The organism is Methanosarcina siciliae T4/M (genome assembly GCF_000970085.1).
Taxonomy (GTDB): Archaea; Halobacteriota; Methanosarcinia; order Methanosarcinales; family Methanosarcinaceae; genus Methanosarcina; species Methanosarcina siciliae.
Genome location: NZ_CP009506.1, coordinates 3871317 through 3896041 on the forward strand (window position 1 = coordinate 3871317; position 24725 = coordinate 3896041).

At 38.5% G+C, this 24725-nt stretch carries 20 protein-coding genes and 1 CRISPR repeat array (1 of these 21 only partly in view); of the genes, 9 read left to right on the forward strand and 11 right to left on the reverse strand.

What is annotated here, in order from left to right:
• A CRISPR array of direct repeats spans window positions 1-4559; the repeat unit is 37 nt; unit sequence GTTTCAATCCTTGTTTTAGTGGATCTTGCTTTCGAAT; it begins 603 nt to the left of the window's first position.
• A gap of 112 nt (window positions 4560-4671) precedes the next feature.
• From cas4 to MSSIT_RS16250, 9 genes are all read right to left on the reverse strand, one after another.
• Window positions 4672-5361 carry a CRISPR-associated protein Cas4 gene (gene cas4 / locus MSSIT_RS16210; protein ID WP_082089047.1) on the reverse strand — a complete coding sequence of 230 codons (690 nt, stop codon included), beginning with the start codon at window positions 5359-5361 and terminating at the stop codon, window positions 4672-4674.
• Window positions 5362-5377: 16 nt separating this feature from the next.
• On the reverse strand, window positions 5378-5668 hold the full coding sequence (gene cas2, locus MSSIT_RS16215; protein WP_048173581.1) for a CRISPR-associated endonuclease Cas2: 291 nt from the start codon (window positions 5666-5668) through the stop codon (window positions 5378-5380).
• 101 nt (window positions 5669-5769) lie between these two features.
• A complete protein-coding gene (gene cas1 / locus MSSIT_RS16220; protein WP_048173582.1) occupies window positions 5770-6741 on the reverse strand; it encodes a CRISPR-associated endonuclease Cas1 in 972 nt (323 codons plus the stop codon).
• Window positions 6729-7388, reverse strand: coding sequence for a CRISPR-associated endonuclease Cas6 (locus tag MSSIT_RS16225; protein WP_048173583.1), 660 nt, complete (start codon window positions 7386-7388; stop codon window positions 6729-6731). Before MSSIT_RS16225 ends, cas1 begins: the two co-directional genes overlap by 13 nt.
• A gap of 1 nt (window position 7389) precedes the next feature.
• Window positions 7390-9822, reverse strand: a complete 2433-nt coding sequence (locus MSSIT_RS16230) for a CRISPR-associated helicase/endonuclease Cas3 (protein ID WP_048173584.1) — start codon at window positions 9820-9822, stop codon at window positions 7390-7392.
• A complete protein-coding gene (gene cas5b, locus MSSIT_RS16235) occupies window positions 9797-10498 on the reverse strand; it encodes a type I-B CRISPR-associated protein Cas5b (RefSeq protein WP_048173585.1) in 702 nt (233 codons plus the stop codon). The genes MSSIT_RS16230 and cas5b overlap by 26 nt, the downstream gene beginning before the upstream one ends.
• 9 nt (window positions 10499-10507) lie before the next feature.
• Window positions 10508-11488, reverse strand: coding sequence for a type I-B CRISPR-associated protein Cas7/Csh2 (gene cas7b / locus MSSIT_RS16240; RefSeq protein ID WP_048173586.1), 981 nt, complete (start codon window positions 11486-11488; stop codon window positions 10508-10510).
• Entirely contained in the window at window positions 11481-13349 is a 1869-nt protein-coding gene (locus MSSIT_RS16245) for a TIGR02556 family CRISPR-associated protein (RefSeq protein ID WP_048173587.1), read from the reverse strand. The genes cas7b and MSSIT_RS16245 overlap by 8 nt, the downstream gene beginning before the upstream one ends.
• Before the next feature lie 27 nt (window positions 13350-13376).
• On the reverse strand, window positions 13377-13736 hold the full coding sequence (locus MSSIT_RS16250) for a hypothetical protein (protein WP_197082076.1): 360 nt from the start codon (window positions 13734-13736) through the stop codon (window positions 13377-13379).
• A gap of 170 nt (window positions 13737-13906) precedes the next feature.
• Between MSSIT_RS16250 and MSSIT_RS16255 the strand changes: the two genes are divergently transcribed.
• The 3 genes from MSSIT_RS16255 to MSSIT_RS22530 all read left to right on the forward strand — a co-directional run bounded on the left by MSSIT_RS16255 (window position 13907) and on the right by MSSIT_RS22530 (window position 15384).
• A complete protein-coding gene (locus MSSIT_RS16255; RefSeq protein WP_052721650.1) occupies window positions 13907-14266 on the forward strand; it encodes a transposase in 360 nt (119 codons plus the stop codon).
• 11 nt (window positions 14267-14277) lie between these two features.
• A complete protein-coding gene (locus tag MSSIT_RS16260) occupies window positions 14278-14712 on the forward strand; it encodes an IS5/IS1182 family transposase (RefSeq protein ID WP_048169740.1) in 435 nt (144 codons plus the stop codon).
• Window positions 14713-15129: 417 nt separating this feature from the next.
• Complete coding sequence (locus MSSIT_RS22530) at window positions 15130-15384, forward strand: winged helix-turn-helix domain-containing protein (RefSeq protein WP_269430793.1); 255 nt, start codon at window positions 15130-15132, stop codon at window positions 15382-15384.
• A 577-nt stretch (window positions 15385-15961) separates the two neighbouring features.
• On the opposite strand, the gene MSSIT_RS16265 is transcribed toward MSSIT_RS22530, so the two are convergent.
• Window positions 15962-16681, reverse strand: a complete 720-nt coding sequence (locus MSSIT_RS16265) for a DNA alkylation repair protein (protein WP_048173589.1) — start codon at window positions 16679-16681, stop codon at window positions 15962-15964.
• A 130-nt stretch (window positions 16682-16811) separates the two neighbouring features.
• On the opposite strand from MSSIT_RS16265, the gene MSSIT_RS16270 reads away from it, so the two are divergent.
• Window positions 16812-17306, forward strand: a complete 495-nt coding sequence (locus MSSIT_RS16270) for a GNAT family N-acetyltransferase (RefSeq protein WP_048173590.1) — start codon at window positions 16812-16814, stop codon at window positions 17304-17306.
• Between the two features lie 134 nt (window positions 17307-17440).
• Here MSSIT_RS16270 and MSSIT_RS16275 read toward each other — a convergent pair whose 3' ends face one another.
• A complete protein-coding gene (locus tag MSSIT_RS16275; RefSeq protein ID WP_231590562.1) occupies window positions 17441-17791 on the reverse strand; it encodes a hypothetical protein in 351 nt (116 codons plus the stop codon).
• A 593-nt stretch (window positions 17792-18384) separates the two neighbouring features.
• On the opposite strand from MSSIT_RS16275, the gene MSSIT_RS16280 reads away from it, so the two are divergent.
• From MSSIT_RS16280 to MSSIT_RS16300, 5 genes are all read left to right on the forward strand, one after another.
• Window positions 18385-19209 carry an ABC transporter ATP-binding protein gene (locus tag MSSIT_RS16280; protein ID WP_148706272.1) on the forward strand — a complete coding sequence of 275 codons (825 nt, stop codon included), beginning with the start codon at window positions 18385-18387 and terminating at the stop codon, window positions 19207-19209.
• Window positions 19210-19370: 161 nt separating this feature from the next.
• Complete coding sequence (locus MSSIT_RS16285; protein ID WP_048173593.1) at window positions 19371-20162, forward strand: DUF1638 domain-containing protein; 792 nt, start codon at window positions 19371-19373, stop codon at window positions 20160-20162.
• A 371-nt stretch (window positions 20163-20533) separates the two neighbouring features.
• Window positions 20534-21340 (forward strand): DUF1638 domain-containing protein, encoded by an 807-nt coding sequence (locus MSSIT_RS16290; RefSeq protein ID WP_048173594.1) that lies wholly within the window; start codon window positions 20534-20536, stop codon window positions 21338-21340.
• 264 nt (window positions 21341-21604) lie between these two features.
• Window positions 21605-23401, forward strand: coding sequence for a glycosyltransferase family 4 protein (locus MSSIT_RS16295; protein WP_082089048.1), 1797 nt, complete (start codon window positions 21605-21607; stop codon window positions 23399-23401).
• Window positions 23402-23454: 53 nt separating this feature from the next.
• Window positions 23455-24483, forward strand: a complete 1029-nt coding sequence (locus MSSIT_RS16300; RefSeq protein ID WP_048174979.1) for a galactose-1-phosphate uridylyltransferase — start codon at window positions 23455-23457, stop codon at window positions 24481-24483.
• Window positions 24484-24725 lie beyond the last annotated feature (242 nt).

Here is a 24725-nt window from a genome sequence, read left to right on the forward strand (position 1 = left end):
CTTGTTTTAGTGGATCTTGCTTTCGAATAGTCGCACATGTTGCCAATGCTCCGAAATATTATGGTTTCAATCCTTGTTTTAGTGGATCTTGCTTTCGAATACTCAATATATTACGATCTCTGGTGGAACGAAATAAGTTTCAATCCTTGTTTTAGTGGATCTTGCTTTCGAATGAATCGCAAGCAGCGCGGCTGACATAATCAATGGAAGTTTCAATCCTTGTTTTAGTGGATCTTGCTTTCGAATCATATAACACAAGGGGAATTTTCATATTTTAATAAGTTTCAATCCTTGTTTTAGTGGATCTTGCTTTCGAATTGTTCTTTGTGGAGAGGATGATTTTCATTTGTAGGTTTCAATCCTTGTTTTAGTGGATCTTGCTTTCGAATAGATAGAGAGTATGATAGAGTTCCTGTACACAAGTTTCAATCCTTGTTTTAGTGGATCTTGCTTTCGAATTTTCGTTGTTATCTTTTCCAAATAATCGCATACGGGTTTCAATCCTTGTTTTAGTGGATCTTGCTTTCGAATGTAAGAATCGTCATATCATTTGATATGACATAAAAATAGTTTCAATCCTTGTTTTAGTGGATCTTGCTTTCGAATTTTTTGTTCGGGGGTAATCCCCCCTGAACCATACCGACGTTTCAATCCTTGTTTTAGTGGATCTTGCTTTCGAATAGGATGAAAACATAACTTCCCTATCAAATCCAACCCCGTTTCAATCCTTGTTTTAGTGGATCTTGCTTTCGAATCTATTAAAGAAGCAAAGAAGGAAAGAGAGCAACTTGAGTTTCAATCCTTGTTTTAGTGGATCTTGCTTTCGAATACAGCTACAATTTCCCGGATAGTGGAATCGTCAATAAGTTTCAATCCTTGTTTTAGTGGATCTTGCTTTCGAATGAGGAGGCTGAAGGAGTCTAAAATCCTTGAAGAAAAGTTTCAATCCTTGTTTTAGTGGATCTTGCTTTCGAATAGGATGACAAACGCATTAGCAGCATTTTCAAAAGACGTTTCAATCCTTGTTTTAGTGGATCTTGCTTTCGAATAACATATCCGCCATTTGCTTTAATGAGGATTGCAGAAGTTTCAATCCTTGTTTTAGTGGATCTTGCTTTCGAATAACTCCCTTTTTCTTCTATCGCATCATCCCGATAAAGTTTCAATCCTTGTTTTAGTGGATCTTGCTTTCGAATTGGAATTATCTGAGTTCCCATGAGTTCGATATCGAGTTTCAATCCTTGTTTTAGTGGATCTTGCTTTCGAATCTACCTTGCTTGTTTTTGTGACAGGGATAAAAGAATGTTTCAATCCTTGTTTTAGTGGATCTTGCTTTCGAATATGAAAGAGTCTCAGGAAAAGTATTGTCCTGTAGAGTTTCAATCCTTGTTTTAGTGGATCTTGCTTTCGAATACGCCCGTTCAATTCGGGCAGACGGCAACATAGCAAGTTTCAATCCTTGTTTTAGTGGATCTTGCTTTCGAATGAAAGTAGGAATGATATTCCAAGGGGGTAAATACAGTTTCAATCCTTGTTTTAGTGGATCTTGCTTTCGAATATGGTGATAATTCGGGGGGTATACATGAGAATTATCAGTTTCAATCCTTGTTTTAGTGGATCTTGCTTTCGAATCGACGGCAGACTATTTTGTAATGTGTACATGGGCTAGTTTCAATCCTTGTTTTAGTGGATCTTGCTTTCGAATAACTTCAGGAAAAAAGGTTCATCAGAGAAGGTGAACTGTTTCAATCCTTGTTTTAGTGGATCTTGCTTTCGAATACGATAACAGGAAAGACGTCATAGTATTCTGTGACAGTTTCAATCCTTGTTTTAGTGGATCTTGCTTTCGAATATTGATATCTGAGAACGAGCTCAGACCCGGAAACTCGGAAAATCGTTTCAATCCTTGTTTTAGTGGATCTTGCTTTCGAATAACAAGCGTGAGCCCCTATGTAAGCGTCCCACTGAAGTTTCAATCCTTGTTTTAGTGGATCTTGCTTTCGAATCAGATGAAAATGAACGGGATCATAAACACGATCAGGGTTTCAATCCTTGTTTTAGTGGATCTTGCTTTCGAATCACACGAAAGCAGGCAGACGACACTATTAAAAAAGTGTTTCAATCCTTGTTTTAGTGGATCTTGCTTTCGAATAGTTTAGGGTTTTACAGTACTCGGATGACCAATAGTTTCAATCCTTGTTTTAGTGGATCTTGCTTTCGAATTTTTTCATAGATATTATCATTTATTTCTTGATCTGGTTTCAATCCTTGTTTTAGTGGATCTTGCTTTCGAATGACGTGGTGTAAGTGAATTTGGGTGTTATGAGTTGTTTCAATCCTTGTTTTAGTGGATCTTGCTTTCGAATTACTCATTTTTCCATTCTCCTGGGGTCGCTCTTACTGTTTCAATCCTTGTTTTAGTGGATCTTGCTTTCGAATTTAAAAAATGGTATCGAAGAAGGTTGTTGGGGGGTGACGTTTCAATCCTTGTTTTAGTGGATCTTGCTTTCGAATATATGGAGGTATACTATTTTGGCTGAAAATATAGATGGTTTCAATCCTTGTTTTAGTGGATCTTGCTTTCGAATAGTGTTGAATTATCTCAGAGTCAAGTTTTGAGAGTATGGTTTCAATCCTTGTTTTAGTGGATCTTGCTTTCGAATAACCGTATATGAAAAGACAAGATCTACTTTCGATACGTTTCAATCCTTGTTTTAGTGGATCTTGCTTTCGAATATTTTTAGACTTCTTATGGTACAAGTTACATTCAATGTTTCAATCCTTGTTTTAGTGGATCTTGCTTTCGAATTTGACAAATCAGATAATAATCCTATATGCCCTTGGGGGTTTCAATCCTTGTTTTAGTGGATCTTGCTTTCGAATGGGATTAATTTTCGAGTAAAAGAATTAGAGTGTGAGGTTTCAATCCTTGTTTTAGTGGATCTTGCTTTCGAATACTCTTAGGACCTAATACATATTATGTTAGCAATTCTAGTTTCAATCCTTGTTTTAGTGGATCTTGCTTTCGAATACACATAAAAAAAATAGAATAATGCAGAGAGTTAAAAGTTTCAATCCTTGTTTTAGTGGATCTTGCTTTCGAATAAAGAAGATGAACTAACGTATGAATATTTAGAACAGTGTTTCAATCCTTGTTTTAGTGGATCTTGCTTTCGAATTTGATGACGTAATAGCTCGTACTTCGACATCTGGGAGTTTCAATCCTTGTTTTAGTGGATCTTGCTTTCGAATCCTGCGGAGGAATCTAACCGCCTACAATGTATTCCCATGTTTCAATCCTTGTTTTAGTGGATCTTGCTTTCGAATGAAAATAAGGGTGTGATTCCTTGAGAGAAGTATGGTTTCAATCCTTGTTTTAGTGGATCTTGCTTTCGAATGTTTGCTTCTCTTTTCGCGGCTTCAATTAGTATTTCGTTTCAATCCTTGTTTTAGTGGATCTTGCTTTCGAATACATGCCACGGGCGCGCGCGTTCATCGGCGGGACCAGGTTTCAATCCTTGTTTTAGTGGATCTTGCTTTCGAATTGGAATTGTTGGGATTTCTGTAGAAGAACAGAAGAAATGTTTCAATCCTTGTTTTAGTGGATCTTGCTTTCGAATTTTTCTCCCCTTCTTCAAGGGCCTGTTGTACTTCAGTTTCAATCCTTGTTTTAGTGGATCTTGCTTTCGAATAAAAAACAGTCACCAGAAAATACTATTCTTCAGGTTTCAATCCTTGTTTTAGTGGATCTTGCTTTCGAATATATTCTGCTCAATCACCGACTGCATCCACTTCTCAGTTTCAATCCTTGTTTTAGTGGATCTTGCTTTCGAATAGTGCCTCTTGATACCCCTTTGAAGTGTGTATATAAGTTTCAATCCTTGTTTTAGTGGATCTTGCTTTCGAATTCTATTTCCTTGAACTGAACTCCGTGAAGTGCGAATCTGTTTCAATCCTTGTTTTAGTGGATCTTGCTTTCGAATAAATAATTTGGAATCATTATCATGCGCTGAAGAAGTTTCAATCCTTGTTTTAGTGGATCTTGCTTTCGAATACGTTCCGCGTCGATGGTCACAAGATCGCAATGCAGTTTCAATCCTTGTTTTAGTGGATCTTGCTTTCGAATATCCAAAAAGGATAGCACCTGTCCGCGACGATTGGGGTTTCAATCCTTGTTTTAGTGGATCTTGCTTTCGAATACCGATACCAGCGAATGGCAAAAGATCAAACACCTCGGTTTCAATCCTTGTTTTAGTGGATCTTGCTTTCGAATTTCCGGTTATGAAACATACTGCCGGAACAACATTAGTTTCAATCCTTGTTTTAGTGGATCTTGCTTTCGAATAGGTGACGCTAGGCCGATATATCGAAGGCTTAGCAGTTTCAATCCTTGTTTTAGTGGATCTTGCTTTCGAATATTTCTGGCTCCCTCGAAATTGATGAAATGTATGGTTTCAATCCTTGTTTTAGTGGATCTTGCTTTCGAATTTATGAATACTACTATATATACTTTTTTAATTATGTTTCAATCCTTGTTTTAGTGGATCTTGCTTTCGAATAGGGCAAAATTTTCCGTTATTTGGCCAGAAAAGGTCTGAAATGAGCCCTTTTTCGGAGACAAAATTCTTGCTGGAAAATTATCAAACCCTTTATAAATACAAGAAAAACTTCTCATACGCAGATATTCCGGTAACAGCAATCTACGCATTTTCTAGAAGATCTGGAAGTCTTTGGATATAAGCCTTTTTGAACTATCTCGACTATTTCCTCGATAATTTTCTCGGCTTTTTTGAAATCAGAGTTGGTAATCCCCATCTCTTTGACCAGGCTGTTGCTACGAGTAAAACAGATATATGCCCGGTTTACTTTGATATTGTAATTTTCCCGGATCAAAAGCGCCTGTAAAACCAGCTGGAATTTATAGGTTTTAAAAATCTTGTCTTTGTATTCGGCAAATTTGTATTCAAGAGGGGCAGCAGTTCCGTCTTCAAGAAACAGTACTTCGTCAACGATTCCTTTGATATGGTGCTGTTTTGAAGCAATAAAAACTTCACTCTCTTTCCTTATGCAGTTCAGTTTCTTCCTCACATAATCCCTGTTTGTGAGTTTCCTTGTTTCATGAACTTCCCGGCCTTTGAGGACCTTAAATCTTTTTTCTTCATGCTGGGGGATGTCCAAACAGTACATGTAGTAAATGAAACGGGGACAAAACAGGTATTCAAGAACATCTGAAATTCGGATTATTGTTCCGGAATCGTTTTCAGAATCAAGTTCGATGACTGTTTTATCCTCATTTTCAGCATCTTTTTCGACGCCTGTTTCGACCATTTCCTCATTCACTGCACACTCAGAATTTGTCATATGTACCTCAAAAAACTCAGAAAAATTTGGTAATTATTTCATCGCTGACAAGTTCCTTATCAAAAGCCTGACCAATCAGCTGAACCTTTTTAAAAGACTGGTCATCCATTGGGAAAATGTATACAGAATCCCTATCGGCATCTATCAATTCCTCACATTCAATTCCCAGAGAGTCTCTGTCATTCGAATTAAGGTCTCCCAGGAAAACACTTTTCTGGACTCTGTAAAGCCCGTAGCTTTTGCAGCAGTCGCTGACTTTCTGGCGAGCCCTGTTTTCCGTAATATCATATATTACCCAGACGAGCAAACCCTATCACCTCATTATTACTTTTATCGAATCATTATGTTGAATAATTAATTATGTCGAATCATTGCTTTACTGCTTCACGAATTATCGCATCAAAGCTTTTATTTCCCTATCAGGCTGTTTGCAATTCTGTGGCAGTCGAACTGGATTGTGTTCCCAATTTTTATGTTCCTTCCCCGGTAGCTTATTTCTTTCTCAAAAGTTTCGTTGACAGCCTGAATAAGGACGGACTTACCCTCTTTGTTGAGAGTCAGCCCATGGGGTATCTCATCAAAAAAACTGTCTGAAACCTGTTTTTTTGAGAAAAGGTTGAAAACTGTCCTGTCGATATGGATGCGGTACATCTCAATCAAATCAAACACAAAGGACTTTTTGTTATAGTCATCTGTATGGTTAAAACCAACATAAGGGTCAAGCCCTGCTATAATGCACGCCTTTTCAACTTTTGAATATAAAACCCCATATCCGTAGTTCAAAAGGCAATTGAATTCGTCCTTTGCAGGATTCCGGCTTCTGCCCTTGAATTTCCACCTGTCAGGCAAAAGGAAACTCAAAGCCTCAAAATAGTGCCTGGAAGCCATTCCCTCAAGGCCCATTATTTTTCCCCGCATCTCATCAAGTTTCCCCTCAAGGGCTTCAAGCTGGGATCTCATGTCTTCCATTCCGGAAATATAATCATCAAGCTCGTCTTTCTGATCGTGCCTGTTCTTCTTGAGGGCTTTTAAAAAAAGAATCTGACCGTCAATCTTTTGTTCAATCCAGCCTTTTGCAAGCCTGAACCCTTCCGGCTCATCCGAAATCTGAAGCTGCCTCCTCCTGATATATGTCGTGCTCCCGAGTTTTGAATGCCATACCCTGCCAAATGGATCTCCGAAGTTGTCCAGAAAAACGATATCGATATTGTTTTCCACCGCAAACTTGATGGCATCGGTGGTTATGGTTGCGGAAGTTGTAATAAGGATGCTATCCACTTTCTTTTCGGAGACTTCAAAGGTCTTGTCGTCAACTTTTACAAAAAAGCAGTTATTTTGCTTTTTCAGGAAGGAGCCGTGAGTGTTGATTACAAGCTGCATCTTTTCACCGTACCGAAACCGCGAGAGACGGATTTTCCAAGGCCGAAATAATCGGGGATGAGGAAATTTACCATAAATTCCCCTTTAAATGTCGCAATCTCCACGCCTTTCATCCTGCTGCTGCCGGGATGCAAATTGATCTCGCATTTGATTTTTTCCGGAACAGTGTAACCAAGAGACTTAGACATGGAGAGAATGTTTCCGACCAGAGTTTTCCGAAGGAGTTCTTTTTGTTCGGAGAGATCTATCTTTTTGTATCTGCCAGTGAAATTTTCCTGGTTTAGGGCAAACCAGGGAGTTTCGAACCTGTAGGTGTGGAACTTGTCGGAAAGGCCGAAATCCTGTTCTTTAAAAGATATTTTCTTTTCCAGGATATCATAAGTGGATTCATCTAGCTCGATTTTTTCATATTTATTGAAAATTTCTTGGAGTACTTCTACTCCCTCATTTATTCCGATAACTAGAGGAATTCCTTTTAAAATTTTATATTGGACTAAAGGATACATGTAAATTACTTTATCACAGTTATGTTGATGTAAAAGTGTATATTCATTAAACCTGGTTGCGAAAAAACCTCGAAGTTTTGAGGCATTTGTACCTACTTTTCGGTCAGGAACAAGAGTTAAAGTTAGCGTTTTGACTTTCATGTCAATCACACATCATGGTGGACTTTAATTCAAAGATAAAACCGGTTTCAGGATTATAATAATGCTTTATTTGTTCGAAAGGAACATATCCGATATTGAGATCTTCTGGTTCTTCACAAGAAAAGTCCTTTTTAGGTACGGAAATCAAGTATTCATTAAACTCTTTTCGAATTGTTAGATATTTCTCTTTTCTTTTCAAAGGATCTTTAATAGATTTTAACAGGATATATTCTTTCCAGATCTCAACTGCTTTGTCATCTAGTTCGACAAATACATCTATTTTTTCGTATCCTGCTTTATCGTCTATTAGCCTGAAATCCGAAGTGAGTGATTTGAATTTAAGCTCGTTAACGTATGAAAGTAATTTGTTTGATTCGTCTTCACTTGAAGTATCTTTGACTTTCCGAAAATAACTGTTATTTAAAGAAATAAGGTCTTTTTCGTAAAGTTCAGAAGGACTTTCTTTTAAAACATCTCTAGTTTTATCGATGAGAAAACTTGAATATATATAACGATGGAGTTCTTTTCTCTCATCTTTCAATACTACTATCTTTACTTCCCCTCTTTTAGGTTTGGAAGAATTCCTGTTACATCGTCCAGCAACTTGATTTATTGAGTCAATTGTAGCAAAATCTCTGTAAACAATATCAACATCTATATCTACACCAGCTTCAATAAGCTGGGTGCTAACAATGATTTTCCTTTTGTCTGACTCTTCTTTTATTTCCTTAATTTTCTTAAGTCTCTCTTTTGGGATTATGTTAGTTGAAAGATAATAATAAGTAGTATTTTCAAGTTTCAATTTATTTAAATGATTAAATATATTCAGAGAAGATTTAACTGTGTTTAACACAACTAAAAAGTCTTTTTTCGGCTTTTCTTTGATCTCCGATTCAATTGTCTCCTTAAATTCATCCAAGTTCATTGGATTTAGGTTTATTTCCAGCTTAACTCGATCAAATTCCCTGAAATATTTGTCTTTATTTTTCACCAGCTCAATTATTTCCTTTTTTTCAGGATCGAAAATAAGGGGTTGGGTAGCTGTTACAAAAATAAAATAAGTATTAAAATATTCAGCAAAACCGAAAATAACCTGTTTTAGCAATAACCAATATTTATGAGGAATTGATTGGACTTCGTCAAGTATTACAATCGAATTTGCAATGGTGTGAAATTTCCTGAGTGAACGGTTTTTGTTAGATACTATAGTGTGGAAAAACTGGACAAAAGTTGTAACAATTATTTCAGAGTTCCAACCCTCGATTAAAAATAAACTTTTAAGCCCTTCAAACTCTTCGTCATCCTGTGTTCTGTAAAAAATATCTGCAAGGTGATGATGTTTAAGTAGTACATCCTCAGAAGGATTTGAGGTCTCAACTGTCTTGAAAACATCTTCAAAAGCATCATAATTTTGGTCTATTATGCTCAGAAAAGGCAATGAATAAATTATTTTTGAGTTAATTCTTTTTTCCTTTCTTAATCTTGCTTTCAATTTTAATGCAAATGAAAGTGATGTGAGAGTTTTTCCCGAACCTGTAGGGACACTTATTGAATATATTTTTTTATTAAGATCAAGTTTCTCAATACTTTCTGTAACTTCCTCATAAATCTCGTTACGCACTTTATTCATTATACTTTCATTATTTTGGAAACCCTTTTCTACCTTATACTTATCCACAAGTTCAGGTGAAATTTCGATTTCACTGGAAACATCAATCGAAGACGCATCTATCTTATCAGAGTTTATAAGAATTGAGTAAAGAGTTAATGTAATCAAATAATAGCCTGTAAATTGCTCCTTCTTGAGCAATTTTATGAATTTCCTTCTATTTTTTAAAATATCTTTAGCAATGGAACGGTACTCATTGCAGAAAGTATCTATGTCAAAAGAAATAGCATACCCATCGAGTAATTCTTCATATATTGTTTTCAATTCACGTGTATCTAATGACTCTATTTGAAGATCAATAATTTCAAGAGTATCTTCATCTAGTTCTAGTATTTCATCCTCGGAGTCTTTTAAGTTTCCATGATGCCTTTTTACAATAAGATATCCTATGACGGGAATATATTCCAGAATATTTTTATTATTAAGTGGATATATATACATTTTTAATATGTAATAGGCAAAAATAGCTGAGATAAGGCCATGCTGATATTCTTTTTTATTTTTTAAGCTCCTCTGGATGGAAGGATTAGTCTCCAAAAGATAACTTTGAAAATACTCTGTACCTTTCCCAAAATCGTGACAAATTCCTACAAGATATGCTATATTAGAAAAAGTATTTTCATCAATTCCAAACTTATCCAGTGATAAACTTTTCTCCTCACTTGTCGAGCTAGATTTGTTTCCTACGTTGGATAAGTGCCTAAATAATAATTTATCGGGATGGGAACGAAGATGGAAATCACATGAAGACAATTCCTTCTCCATTCTCAAGCCTCCAGAGATTACTTACATTAGCAAGAATGCATTTTGCATTTTTTTCAAACAAAATTTTGCCATATTCTGTAACTTCCCTATTCGGAAGCATTTCTATTGGAACCGTTTCTGAAAAATACTCTTTTCCTTCTTCAAAACTTATTTTTATTAGCTCTTTTTCAGGAATTACAGAATGAACTTCTCTTTCGGAATCTGAAAGTTCACAGACAGCTTCCATTTCTCCTATGAATTCATAATTAGCAATGTGTTCGCTCAGACCGAGGCATAGAGTATACACCGATTTATGTTCTTTTAGCATAGAATAAAGTTTATTATATACTTCTTCAGAGGAATGAGAAACATAAACCCTATATTTTGCATCTTTCAATACTTCGAATCTGATCTGGGTCCTGGTCTTGATTCTACTCATTAGAGGAGCAATTTTAGTGTCTATTAAATTTTCTGCAATTCTGGTCTTTTTGATAGGATAAATTATTTTCACCGCAATACTTGCCTTTTCTTTAGAGAAGTACTGCAGATACTCGTCTTTTCCAAACCCTTCTATAGCACCAATCATTCCTTCAATAGCCGTTCTAGGAGGGATAGAATATGTAAGGGGAGAAGTTGTAGTATAGTGTTTTCGGAAATGACCGAATTCTCCCCATACATCGAACACTAATACTTTCATGTTCTTAGCTCACATTGTTAGTATTTCAGTATTAATCCCGGCTTCCGCAAGGCTTTTTTCAAAGTCAATCTCTTCCCCGTCATATGTAAACGTGATTGATCCATCCGAGCAAATCTGGGCATTTCCAATTTTATCTTTGTTCTTACCCAATACATCAATCAGCCTCTGTACCTCAATCTTTACCTGTGAGATATCCCGAATCTCTTCATCTATCAAATCAGACTTAAGACTGAAAAGGTTGTTCAGATCCCCAATGTGATAATTTCCTTCTTTGTAATTTACCTTGAACAGGAGGCGAGGAACCTGACCGACTTTTGACCTAGAAATAAGGTTCTTAGTTCCATTCCACATTCCATCAAGAAGCAGATCTATATCTTCCTCTGAAAGTTTCGTATCCTTAGCCGCATTTTCATTAATAATTCCGTAAAAACTTATCAAAGAATAAGGTAAGAAATCCTCTTCACGGAACGTTTTTTGACTGGCTCCTCCCTTTGAAGCAAAAGCTCCTGTTCCGCGAAAATGTTTCATGAAGACCTTATGCATTGATCTGCCTATCTTAAACTGTACAGGACCAGTATGGGTTATTGACCCGGTTTCATTTTTTCCCTTTTTGACTTTAAGTTCAAGTGGAACAGTTCCTCCAAATAAACGAACGTCAATGCAATCAGCCAGAAGTTTCTCATTAATGGCGTTTTTACCAGTTTCGAATGAATCAAGGGGCTCGTCAATTGTCAAAAAATCTCTTGCCCTCATTTTTGCATCCTGAATAGAACCGTTTTCAGCTGAGATTTCCCTAACAAAAATTTCCTTACCTCTAAACTTGTAGAGATGATCACGTATTGTTCTCTTAAGCCTGACATCTGTTACAAGGTTTATTCCTGTTTCTTCATCAATACGTGGTTTATTTTCATCAAGCGGATCTCCGTTTGGATTTCCATCTTTTATATCATACAAAAATACAATTTCAGATCTTCTGTCTACTTCAGTCATTTTTAATCTCCTTTTCAGGTTTAGGTGACTTTAAAAGGTTTGATAGATTCATACCAAGAACAAAATAAAAACTGATTTCATCGTTTGACATTTTCCAATTATTGCCAGACTGAATCATGTATTTTGAGATCAGAGATTCAAGTTCTTTATAATAATTAGCATCATATTCTTCTAGTTTATTTATGGTTTCAGGGAAGATTCTTTTTATATAACGCTCATCAAGATTCAGGCCTCGAAGTTTAGTTCTGAAAGGAGCGCTTCCACGCTGAAATTTTTGAATATTTAGTAAATACTGAACAAGTGTGCCTTCTAAAAAAATAGCCTTCTTTGCATCGGTATTGAAAAAATGTTCAAATTCCGAAAAGACAACATTTGCTCGCTCCTCATAACCATTGTTTTCCTTTGGTGCCATGTCCCCTAATAACGTCGATAAATTCGTAGAATTCACACAATTACCTCCTGTATAATTTCCAAGCAAACATAAATTACTTAAAAAGTCTAACATTTGGAATCCTAAAAATAGAGAATACCTTATTGGATTTTCATTTTTGAAATCTTTTCGAATACGCCGCATAATATACTTTAACAGAAAACCATAATCAATTGATGTTCCTGTAAAGATCCCGTTTGTGACTTCTAAAAAGTACTTGTTTAAATCAGGGTCATCTAGAGTATTTGGGAAGAACCATCTTACATTACCTAATGTAAATTGGATGGATTTTACTTCGGTATCATTAGAAAAATAGTTACTGAATATTTTCTTTTTGTCAACGATTTCTTTGGATTTGAAAAGCTCTCTTAACCTTGAAGGAAGAATATCCTCGATATACAAAAGAATTCTATATGCAGAATTGGACTTTTCATAAAATTGGAAATTAAAATTAAGATAATCATCCTCTTCACTTAGAATGTCAAGGATATCGTTTTCATTAGCTGTTAAAAATCTTTTATATTCTTTATTAAATGTAAATTTTTTTTCATTAAATTTCTCAAAAGTATCGAAAAGATCCTCATTAGTGCTATTATTAAGTAGCTTAGGGATAAGGAGGAAATTGAATCCGTAAAAACCAAAAGACATGTATTTTTCGATATATTCTTTTCCCGCTGTAATTTTCAAGGCACATTCAAGGCAAACGGGATTGTTTCTCCATGCCTTACTCTGGTCAAATCCTCCGCTAACAAATCCCCGCTTATCTACGGTATAGAATTCATAAGGGGTAACGAAACCATAAACTTCTTTATGTGTTTTGCAAATCGAACATACTTTATCATCGGCTTTAGAGATAATATCATATTTACTATAAAACTTGGAAGCCCCATTGTTTTTAAGGATCTTACGAAATACTTCAAAATCTCCTACATATCTGGTTAAATCATTTTCTTCAAGAACTAAGGTTAATATCGAATTTTCCTTTGCATCGATAGAGTTAACTTTAGGTTCAAGGTCTGAGATTATTTTCTCTTCATTTTCTTTTATACATTTTCCAAGAAGCTCCAAAAATTGGACTTCTTCACCCTCTAATATAGGTTTTGCTTTTTTCAAGGGCTTTGAAAACCAGCCTATAATCTTGTTAGAAAACGTTTTTTTGATTTCTGTGACTCGTGCAGTAGGAGTAATGTCCGGACCGTTAGAGGACCCTCTTTTATAGAGATATTTTACAATTTTCTCTTTAGAATACTCCTGATGCTCAATTTCTTTAAACTCAAAACTATCTTGGCAAGAAACAAACTTAATGCAAAACACGTGTTTATAAGTTTCATTACTTGCAGGATTTTCAACTAGAATTGACACAAAATCGTTTAAATCCTTGTTTTCTTTTTCAAGCGCATATTCACCAATTTCTTTCATCGCTTCGATCATATGATTCACATCATGTGTGCATATTTATTACATAAAATAATGGGTAATAGTGCAAATAACTACATAAAGTAGAGTACTAAGAAAGACATATATTTGTCTATTTACAACCAAATCTATAAATGTTACAGTTTTTTTGGTTTCTGTAACTTTCCCACCGGGAGGAATATCTGGACTATATGAGGTTTCCTTGTAAAAATCTCTTGAAACTATATCTTTTGAATACCTTTTTTCATTGGTAGAAGTCAACTTGAAGCAGAATATATGTTCATGTGTTTCATTTCTTGCAAGATTTTCAAATAGGGAAGGTAAAGGATCTTTTAGTTCTTTATTTTTTTGTTCAAGATCATATTCTTCAATTATTTGAGTGGTTTCTACTATAAGCATCACCTATAACAACATATATTTTTTACATTAAACATGAAACTATATGAAAATAATTATGAGAGCTTATATAAAAAACTATGCAAAGAAATATATTAATTAAGAAATAAGATTGTTTGTTTAACAAAGAGCCTATCCCAAAAGTAATATTATGTTGAAATTATAAATTTACTTTTATGTCATTTCGTGAAATCGATGATGTTCTATGGAACTCCATAGAACCTTATCTTCCTCCACAGAAACCACTTACAGGAAGGCCGCGTGCAAATATGAGGAAGTTAATGAATGGTATTTTTTACGTTGTTATGACCGGTTGTACGTGGAAAGACGTTCCCAAGAGATATGGATCAAAGTCAACAGTTCATAGATTTCATCTATATCTGTGTGAACATGGTATCTATCAGAAGATTTTCAATGAACTTTTGAACAAAGGTTACGATTTGAATAAAATAGATCTTTCTCAATGCTTTACTGATACAAAGGATGTTCCGGCTAAAAAAGGGGGAATATCGGCTACGATGGTCACAAAAAAATAAAAGGAATAAAAATAAGCGTTTTAGTAGATTTACAAGGTCTACCTCTTTCGATTATTATTGTTCCTGCAAATAAGAATGATTCTACACTTTATATACCGACACTTAAAAATTTCAATATAAAGAGACCTATAGGAAGGCCTGTTAACAGGCCTTCCAAAGTAACAGCTGATGCAATGTATGATACAGCTAAAATTAGAAAATATAACAGGAGAAGAGGAATAAAGTCCAATATACCAGTAAATAAAAGAAATCGGAAGAAAAAGAAGATAGGAAGACCAATAAAGGTAGATCAGGAAGAATACAAAAAGAAAAGCATAGTAGAAAGGTTCTTTAGCTGGATAGAGTCATGCAAGAAAGTATTTCCAAGATATGAAATTAAAGAGACATCATATTTAGGAGTTGTAATGGTAGCAGCAATAATTAGATTAAATGAGCTTTTGGGATAGGCTCAAACAAATAATCCTTGTTTTAATGGATTACGAGTAGTAATGCATGATTAATGCTAACTACACATATTTTTTACATATTTCAATCCTTGTTTTAATGGATCTAAGTTTATTTGATATAACTATCCAATCTATTTATATTCATAGGTTCTTTTGTCTTTGTAGAAAAGATATCAAAATCAACTGTTAGAGTATAAGATTTGATAAGCAAAAGCATATCAAACCATTCATTTAAAATTTAATGAAAATTTGGGTAGTGGGAGGAGTCATTGAAAATCGCAAGCATAAGACTCTCTCCACGTATTTACTCAAACATAGGTAGTGTGCTTGTTTTTTTCAGATTTATCAATAACTCATGGACAAGACCAAAATTTGTTATTTACCAAAATTTGTTATTTAATAGATTTCTGTAGAGCCGTGCTTTTACGAAATTTTATTGCATCAATAATCAATATAAAACGTCACCAATATTCACGTTTCTCGGAAACCAAGAAATTGATACTTGAAGAGATCCAGAAAGGGAATTCTGCAGTTACTAAGATTGCGGCAACTGCAGGGATTTCTAAAGGAATGACTTACAACCACCTCAGGGAACTGAAAAACATGGGGTATATTGCAGACGGGGACAACGGGTACATAATAACCGATGCAGGAAAAATTGCCTCTATTTAACTGCCGGGATGAAAGTTAAGAATAAAATCAGAAAGCCTTGGGGAAGTTGAGAAGACAAAGCCTTTCCCGGTCCCCCCTCCCCTAATGTCTCAAATCTTCACATCTTCACACTTCCACAAATTCACATTTTAACAAAATAACATCTTCACAACATATCTCAATAAATAAGAATAGGAAGTTATCACCAGGTTACGCTATCCTGAGAAACCTTGAAGAAGAAAAGGCTGGGAAACTTTCCCATCAAAACTTCTGAAATATTAAATTGTTATCATTGATGGGTAAATAGAAAAAAATACTTGTGAAGACATTGAGGTAATTGGCAGACAGACAAAACTTGCATAATGAACCTGCCTGCATGCCAGCCTGCAGGTAAAATATATGGGAATAAAACAAAGGGAATATGGGGGAGAAGGGGCTCGAATATGTAGTATGGGGGTACCGCATCGAGAAAACACCCTCTCCCTCTTCCTCCAACCCTCTTTTCTGCAAATTTAAATCGTCTTTTCGGTTCTGCAATCCTCTTTTCTGCAAACCCTGTATCTCAATTATTTATTATTCAAAAACTCGGATTTCAAGCTTATTTTTCCATAGCCTTGGCCCTGAGGTCCGGAGGGAACTTTTCGATTGCGTACCTGAGGGAGGTCCTGGGCATTTCTTTTTTGTTTTTCATGACGTAGGCGAAGACTTCCTGCAGGTGGGGTTTGCTGGCTTCTTTTAACATCCAGCCGTAGCCTTTCCGGACCAGGTCGTCTTTATCAGTGAGGAGTAGGTCTGCGATTTCGAAGATTTCTGGCAGGAAAAGACCTTTTCTTGCAGGCAGGATGAGGGTTACGGCAGACGCCCGCCTGAGCCAGCGGTTGTCCGACTGCGCCCAGAGCGTGAGGTTTTCAATGTAGGAGGGGAATTTTTCGATAAAAGAGCCAACCGCGTGGTTGCAGAGGGTGTCGCATTTCGCCCAGTTGTTGACATAATTTTCGACCCAGCGTTCAAAAACAAAGAAATCGGCTTCGGTATATTCGGCTCTTACCATATATGCCCACTCGAAGGCGACAAAGGCTTCCTCGCAGTAGTCCGACTGCAGGAGAGCTTCCCCGAGGGCAAATATGTTTTCCTTGTCCGCCATGCCTGCCGATTTCAGCTCCTTAAAATAGTCCTTTGTGATTTTTCTGACAGCAGCCGCCCTGACCCCGTGGCATTTCACTTCCTCTTTAAAAAAGCGGGAATAGCTGTTTTTCGTCTTTTCGTCAACGTTTTCGATTAATTCCTTCCTGACCCTGGATACGATATCGGTTTGCACAGTTCTTTATTAAATCAAAGGTGTTATTATAGCTTGTGTGTTATTATAGCTTGTTATTCAAAACGAAAAATCAGGGCAGCAGCAGGTAGGCATCAAAAACATTTTTCATGGGGAAAGCTTATTTTCCATCATGCCTCACGTAAAGATTCGCCCTCAGAAACTTTCAGATGCCGAACGTTTTCTTGAAATCTTGACACAAATGGACTATGAATACATAGAAGTTCCGGTAGAGACCCTTGAGGACGAAAAACGCTTCCTGAATCTGAACGAGGTAAAAAGGAAAACCAATTTTGAACACAACTATTCGATTCTTTTTGACGGAAAACTCGTAGGAGCCTGCGGGATCAGGATTGACCAGCACAGGCCGTGGACAGGAGAAATCGGATATCTTGTGGATAAGGATTATTGCGGGAATGGGATTGCAACCGAAGCTGTAAAGCAGCTTGAAAAAATCGGTTTTGGCGAACTGAAGCTGGAGAGGATTACCATCCTGATGGATATTCGAAACCCCGCAAGTGAAAAGGTCGCCCTGAAGTGCGGGTACGAAAAAGAAGGCGTGGCAAAAAAAATCCACAGGATAAGAAAAGAGTACTACGATTGTTTCGTATACGCGAAAACCATATAAAATGCCATAACAGGCCAGCAGCAGATTGAAGCAGGGCAGAAGCAGGGCAGAAGCAAAATTGGAACCTTGACCAAGCTGCGAGAAGAAAATAAAAGAGAGGAAACAAAAAACGGATGAGGGGGATCTGTAGAAACTCAGACCAGCCCCAGAGTCTCTACAAGGCTTATTCCGTACCAGACTACCATAAGGTTATTTGCGGTTACAAAGATGCCCACGGATTCTATGATGTGTTTTGTGAGAGTCCAGCGTCCCTTTGAAGTTTTTATCACCGGAGCTACGTAAAACAGCAAAACGATGAATGCAATTTTTATAAGCAAAAGATGATAAATTCCATACTTTTCCAGAATCATGGCAGGAACAGGATTATACTCTGTGCCGAAAGGCAGTGCATAAAACGTAGAAGCCCAGTCCCCTATCACATAGAAAAGGATGATAAAACGGATATCGTACAAATAAGACCCTAAAGAACTCCGAACATAGCCCACTTCCAAGAAAAAACCCCCTCTTATTACTTCTTTGTTTTTAATTAAAAGCGACTTTATTTTATGAGATTATATAAGCGTAAGAAACTAAGGTAGAGATTCACAAATTTTAGTAAGGAGCCTGCAATTGATTTTAAGAATATTTAAAGTGTGTATGAGCTACTGAACGCGAAATAAAGATTTAAATGAGCATAAATAAGATGAAAAACAATAAAATATATATTTAACAGAATTTTTTCAGGAATAAAATAAAAAAAGAGATTTTAAAGGTTCCTGAAGTGGATTATAAGCATATATAGAAGAGTATTTCGAACTTATGACCAGTATAATTAATAGATGGGGTTTTTGAATAAATTTGAATTTGTTTTTAATAAAATAAAGAAGTGTTCTGTAAGTATGGAAAAGATTTAAAAAGGGGAATTTCAACAAAGAGAAAAACTCTGACAAAAGATAATTTCATCAAAGGTGATCACATTAAAAGGGAACCAGCAAAAGAAATCCAGTGGAATCCCAAAGTGAGAGCCTTGATGAAGATTATGAATTAACTGATTTATGAATAAACTGATGGCTGAAAATCGGATTCAAACTAAAAGATGATGCTAATGGCTGAACAATTCGAAAAACCAGAGATGGAGAACTCCCCCTCCCTGCTGGAAATGAAAAATGTTACGGTAACTCGGGGAAGTAAAAAGATCCTTGACTCCGTATCCCTTTCTATCAAGCCCGGAGAACATGTTGCAATTATCGGGCCCAACGGCTCCGGCAAGTCCTCCCTGATAAAGACATTAACAAAAGAATACCACCCCCTTGCAGCAGCCGACGGGCTCGTACTGGAAATCATGGGAAAAGAGACCTGGAACGTCTTTGAGCTCAGGAAACTTCTCGGGATAGTCTCGGGAGAACTCCAGCAGACCTGCTGCCGCCAGATCCGGGTCCTTGATGTGGTACTCTCCGGGTTTTTCAGCAGCATAGGCATATATTACAACCACAAAGTAACTCCGGAAATGGAAAACAGAGCAGAAGAAGTTCTGGATTTCCTCGAGATTTCTCACCTCGCAAAGAGGCTGATGTGCGAGCTTTCCACAGGAGAAGCACGAAGAGTGCTGATAGGGCGGGCTCTTGTACACGACCCGCAGGCGCTCATCCTGGACGAACCCGCAAACAGCCTTGACTTAAAAGCCCTTCACGGTTTCCGTGAAAGTGTCCGGAAAATTGCGCTTTCAGGCAAAAGTGTGATTCTTGTCACCCACAACCTGCAGGACGTCATTCCCGAAATCAGCCGTGTGGTCCTCATAAAGGAAGGGAAAATCTTCAGGGACGGGAAGAAAGAAGAGATCCTGACAGACGCAAACCTCTCGGAGCTTTTCTCCCTCCCGGTACAAGTCCTGGAAAAAGAAGGTTACTACCAGGCCTGGAGCTGAAGAAAAGCAGATTCCGGTTCCAACCCTGAAAACAGATCCGCTCCAGAGATTAAAGAAGCCCGGGAAACGGATTCAATATTTAAAAAGCCTCGTTTTCCGCTAAGGATTATTAGCTCTCACGATAAGGATATTCTTTAATAGTCCCGGGCAAAGTCTATATTATGACAGTGATGGGCATAATCGGCTGCAGGATCTTCGAAGATGAAATTGTCCATGTGCTTACAAACGACCCTGAAGCGAAAAAGATTTACCTCATAAAAAATGAAGAAAATACAGGGCTCCTGCACAAACTTAAATCCCAGGGGCTTGATCCGGTAGTCCTTCCTTTTTACGAATTAAGAACCCACCTGAAGCAAAGGAATGAATTCAGCGTCATTGTCCAGCTTCAGGAGATAGGACTCCATACAGACCCTTCCAGGCTCAAAAGCAGAACATATACAAACCTGAACCTGATGTCCAGGTTTGCAGACGGGGTCCTCCTTTTTTATGGCCTTTGCGGGCATGCTTTTTCCCGTATGCAGAAAGATTTTCCATATTTCAGGTGTTCCCTGAAACTGCTTCAGGACAGAAGCGAAGGAAAAACGGCTCCCCTTGAAGACTGTATTGCAGCAGCCCTTGGAGGCAATTCCCGCTACCGGGAAATTTTGAAAAGCCACAGTGACACCTTTTTCTTAACCCCAATGTGGGCTGGTAACTGGAAAAAAGCTTTCAGGTTGGGAGATGAATCGATTCCGGATTTTGAATTCACCCCTGAAAACATGAGAGAACTAGGGTATAGAAAAGTTGGGAAGATTGATACAGGGCTCTCCTATGACCCCGATTTTGAGAAAAACATTGAAGAATTTGCGCTTACCTTCGGGTTCGAGATCATAGAATTTAAAGGCGGTACTGAAATAGCTCAAAAGTCATACAGACTAATGCAAAAACTGCTTCTCAATCCGCTCAGGGTCTGAAAAGGTTCTATCCAAAAAGGGCCTTAAAAACTTCACTACTTCCGGACTGGCTCTAAATGGGATTGGATCAAAGATACCGGAAAATTGTTTAGAAGGCCTGAAGTGAAGTTATTGAAATGTACCGGAGGCTTGAGTGATAAGTGTATTTTCTTAACGCTCAGATATATAAAGATACACGTAAATAATAACTGGATATATTTAAATGTCGCAAATTAAGTTGAATCTTTTCAGGTTTTTAAAAAATCTGATTTTTAAAGCATATTATTTTTAAAAACATCTTCCGGAGATTACATGAAATCTCTCAGGAGCTGCCCGTGCAGCTTTCTTCAAAATATGGGAAATAAAGAGTCGTACATGCCAGAGGAGTCTACATGCCAGTAATGACCATAATAGGGTGCAGGATGTTCGAAGATGAGATAATGCACCTTCTTGAAAACGACCCTGAGATTGGAAAAGTGCTTGTGGTGGAAAACGAAGATTGCAGTGGGATCATGAGAAAGATGACCGAAGCGGGAATTGCACATACTGCTCTCACCCTTGAAGCGATTCCCGAAAAATCCGCAGGGAAAGGTGAAGGTTTAACCCTGATCATATACATGCTTGAACTTGCCCTCCATGCAATCCCTGAAAACCTCAAAAAAACCGTTTATTCAAAAGTAGAACTTATGGCGCCCCTCTCGGATGGGGTTCTGCTCTTTTACGGGCTCTGCGGAAACGTGCTCGGGAAAATTGAAGAGGACTTCAAAGCCCTGGACTGCAGGGTCTGCATCCTGAAAGAAGAGAACGGAGAAATCGTGGACGACTGCATAGGGGCTGTGCTCGGAGGCAGGGGGCGCTACCTGGAAGCCCTGAAAAACTGCAGCGGCGTAGGGACCTTTTTCCTGACCCCTATGTGGGCTGTTAACTGGAGGGAAATGATCCGGACTGCCGGACTGAGCCAGAACCCGGATGATATTGAGATGTCGAAATTCGTCTTTGACTATGCAGGCTACAAAAGAGTTACAAGGGTAAATACAGGCCTTGCCTATGAAAAAGACTTTGATGCCCGGGTAAAGGAGTTCTCTACGCTCTTTGAGTTTGAGGTTACGGACCTTGAAGGGACTCTGCAGCTAGTGGAGAATTGTTACGCAAAAACAAAAGCTTCAATGTTAGAGGCCTGCCCTCATTCCCGGGCCTGAAAACCCGGATATGAATCCGAGTCTGAAAACCAGGACCTGAAAGACATATCGATACAATGTTCTACCTCACACATATATGTCACATATTCCAAATATTTGTTATATATTACACATCATAGTCATGTATTACACATATTTGTTGCACAAATCTCAGCTTTACCGTATACATCAGTTTACTTTATAAATTGAGAGATATTAATATCCATAGACATAAAAAGTTAACAAGAAATCTAATGTCAAAAAACCTGAGGGGGAATTCAGGAATTGGGAAATCATTTCATTATAATTGCCGGAGAGGAGGCAGGGCCTTCCTCAAACAAAATGGGTGGGATCTGGAACGTCATTCACGAAGAGGCACATACCCTTGCAGCTCTTTTTGACTCCGGGAAACTAAAGAAAGCAAAAGAAAATACCGAAATCCTTGTTGCGGGCCCGTATTTCGGGCACAGGGGAGCTGACTGGAACCGGGGCTTGAACAGGATTACGGACATGAACGGGCTTGCCCCTCTCAGCACTGACGGAGAACTCAAAAAAAGCCTGAAAACCATTGAAGACGAAGGCATTAAAGTTTTCACAGGAGAAGAAATGGTCGGAGAAACCAGGATAGGTTACCTGCAATTCCAGACCTCTGATTTTGGGAAAATCCGTTCGACCTATATGGGGAAAGATATGACTCTCGAAAGCAGGGTCAAAGCCGAAGCCTATGAACTCCTGGGGCTTGATTCCCTCAAGTACGAAAGCATGTCAAACGGTGCGGAATATACCCATTACCTTTCCCTTTCACATTCGATCTCCGAACTTATCCGGCTTCTTGTAAGTTCGGCTCCCAAAACCCTGGCAGAAGAGAAAAAACAGGAAAAAGAATTAATTCCCTGTCCGGGGGTTTCCCTGCACTGCCATGAATTCGGGGTATTTTATGCTCCTGCAAGACTTAAAAAACTGGGGATCCCGACGAATTCTGTCGCAACCCTGCATGCCACTCTTCCAGGCAGGAATGCCGGATACAACTCCATCCAGAAAAGGAGAAATAATGACAGCACGTGGCCTCCGGGAGTGCCTGAGAACCTTGCATCCCTCGAAGCCCTTGCTATGTACGCAGACATGGTTACGGCAGTAGGGGAGTCCACGCGCCAGGAAGCCCGACTTTTTTACGGGATTAACGGGATTGTCATTAGAAACGGGATAACAATCGAATCCGAAAAAATAGACTGGAGCCGAAAAGAACTCTACCTCGCAAAGATCCAGAGTTTCCTTTCCGAAAACCTGTACAGGTATTACGGAGGGGAAAAGATCGAGCCCGGAAAGATCATCCCCATTTTCACAATCTCCCGCATAGAGGTTGAAAACAAAGGGTACCCCGACCTTCTCGATTCCCTTGTAGCTCTTGAACATATAATAAGGAACAGTATCATGGAAGGGCATATGGAAGAAGGAATAAAAGTAATCTGCTTCCTTGTGGCTACGGAAGGCCCTAAAACCAACCTTCCGGAAGGGTTCCCGGTAAACCTGCCAAAAGATGTGCTTGTAGGAAACGAGCTGAGGCTTCAGCAGATGATAGAGGAAAGAGAGCTTGATTTCCCGAAAATGGTAAGAGGGAAACGTTCGGTTGCTGCTATGCTCTATCCCCAGATTATCTCTCCCGGGGATGGGGGACTGGGAATGGGAGTAAGGGACTTTATGGCTGGCTGCTGTGCCGGAGTTTTTCCTTCCCGTTATGACCCCTTCCTGCTCACAGGGCTTGAAGCCGGAAGAGAGGGGACCCCAAGCGTAGTAAGCCGGGTTTGCGGTTTCAGTGATGCCATAAAAACTATCGAGTCCCTGGTAGAGGGCCTGGGCGGAGTAATAGTGGTAGACAACATAGACCTCTCCTACTACGAGACAGTCCTTGAATACGCTCTGGCAGTCAGTTACTTTACCAGAAATTTCATAGATGACAGGGTGAAATACAGACTTCTCTGCAGGGAAGCATTTCTCCTTGCAAAGGACATGGGCTGGGAGAAACCCGTAGAACAGTATTATGAGCTGATAAGCGGGGCACGCTTCTGTAAAAAGAAAAAATGAGAACTCCGGAAGCAGATAAAAGAGGAAATCAGGAGCAGAGAGGTTTTCCGAAAATGTCAGAAATCAGAAAGCACTATTTTCTCCCCGAATACTGCATAATTGCCGAAGAGAGGGCTAAAAGACCTTCGGACTTTGCAGGAGCAACCGGAACTTCCGAAAAAAGCCATTCTGAAAATTGCGTGTTTTGTGGGGGAAACGAGGAAAAAACGCCTCCTGCAACTGCAGCATATAAGAAAGATGGGATCTTTGCCGACACCGAAGAAAAAAGAGTCCGCAACTGGGATTTTCGCTGTTTTCCGAACCTCTATCCTGCACTTTCTCCTGCTCCTTCTTCCCCCGAATTTCACGGAAAAGGGTTTGAAGCTTTTCCGGGATTCGGTTTCCATGAGGTAATAGTGGAATCCCCCGTACACGGGAAAAAACTGGAGGACTTCTCCGATGCTGAAATATCCGGGCTTATGAGAGTCTATAAGGACAGGGTATGCTATTACGCATCCCGTGAGAAAATCCGTTATGTCTCCCTGTTCAAAAATTCCGGAAAAGCTGCAGGCGCTTCACAGAACCACCCGCACAGCCAGCTCCTCGCCCTGCCGGTTTGCCCTCAGGTCCTGGAAAGGGAATTAAAGGCTATCAGGGAAGGAGAAAAATGCCCTTACTGCACGCTCCTTGAAAAAGAAAAAGCTTCAACACGCCTTATCCATGAAAATAGTAAATTTGTGGCTTTTGCCCCTTACTATTCAACAGGACCCTTTGAAGTATGGATCCTTCCAAAAGAACATATCAGTTTCCTGGGGGATTTCAGTCCTGAACTCCTTTTTGCCCTCGGGGAAATTTTGAGAACGGTCCTCAGGAGTTATGGAAAAGTATTCGGGAACCTACCCTATAACCACATGTTCTACCAGCTTTTTGAAACACCGGAGTACCACCTGAACCTGAGGTTGATGCCCAGGATCACCACGGCTGCGGGGTTTGAACTGAATACCGGAATTTACATCAATACGGTTTCTCCTGAAAAGGCAGCTTCATACCTGAGAGGGGATATTAATGAGCTGGCTCAAGAGGAAGCCGGGAGAGAAAAATAAACAGCTAGAGTGAAAGTTTTCGCTGCAAAATATGGGGAAAAAAACGGAGATATGTTTATGTACAATTAAAAAGGATAAAGTTAGGGAAGTATAGAGATGTATCCTTAACGCGAAAATTGTCCTGTGGGCAGGCATATCTGGAGAATTCCTGTTCTGAATAGGTACGTGAAGGGTTTTAGAGGAAAACGGATAGAGGAATTACAACAAGAAAGGCGCAACCTGAGTTTACCGATCTGAAAATA

What these genes read in the sequence shown, in the direction of transcription:
- cas4 (WP_082089047.1), bottom strand. Translation starts at nt 5,361, where the DNA reads ATGACAAATTCTGAGTGTGCAGTGAATGAGGAAATGGTCGAAACAGGC.
- cas1 (WP_048173582.1), bottom strand. Translation starts at nt 6,741, where the DNA reads ATGCAGCTTGTAATCAACACTCACGGCTCCTTCCTGAAAAAGCAAAAT.
- MSSIT_RS16225 (WP_048173583.1), bottom strand. Translation starts at nt 7,388, where the DNA reads ATGAAAGTCAAAACGCTAACTTTAACTCTTGTTCCTGACCGAAAAGTA.
- MSSIT_RS16230 (WP_048173584.1), bottom strand. Translation starts at nt 9,822, where the DNA reads ATGGAGAAGGAATTGTCTTCATGTGATTTCCATCTTCGTTCCCATCCC.
- cas5b (WP_048173585.1), bottom strand. Translation starts at nt 10,498, where the DNA reads ATGAAAGTATTAGTGTTCGATGTATGGGGAGAATTCGGTCATTTCCGA.
- cas7b (WP_048173586.1), bottom strand. Translation starts at nt 11,488, where the DNA reads ATGACTGAAGTAGACAGAAGATCTGAAATTGTATTTTTGTATGATATA.
- MSSIT_RS16245 (WP_048173587.1), bottom strand. Translation starts at nt 13,349, where the DNA reads ATGATCGAAGCGATGAAAGAAATTGGTGAATATGCGCTTGAAAAAGAA.
- MSSIT_RS16255 (WP_052721650.1), top strand. Translation starts at nt 13,907, where the DNA reads ATGTCATTTCGTGAAATCGATGATGTTCTATGGAACTCCATAGAACCT.
- MSSIT_RS16270 (WP_048173590.1), top strand. Translation starts at nt 16,812, where the DNA reads ATGCCTCACGTAAAGATTCGCCCTCAGAAACTTTCAGATGCCGAACGT.
- MSSIT_RS16280 (WP_148706272.1), top strand. Translation starts at nt 18,385, where the DNA reads ATGCTAATGGCTGAACAATTCGAAAAACCAGAGATGGAGAACTCCCCC.
- MSSIT_RS16285 (WP_048173593.1), top strand. Translation starts at nt 19,371, where the DNA reads ATGACAGTGATGGGCATAATCGGCTGCAGGATCTTCGAAGATGAAATT.
- MSSIT_RS16290 (WP_048173594.1), top strand. Translation starts at nt 20,534, where the DNA reads ATGCCAGTAATGACCATAATAGGGTGCAGGATGTTCGAAGATGAGATA.
- MSSIT_RS16300 (WP_048174979.1), top strand. Translation starts at nt 23,455, where the DNA reads ATGTCAGAAATCAGAAAGCACTATTTTCTCCCCGAATACTGCATAATT.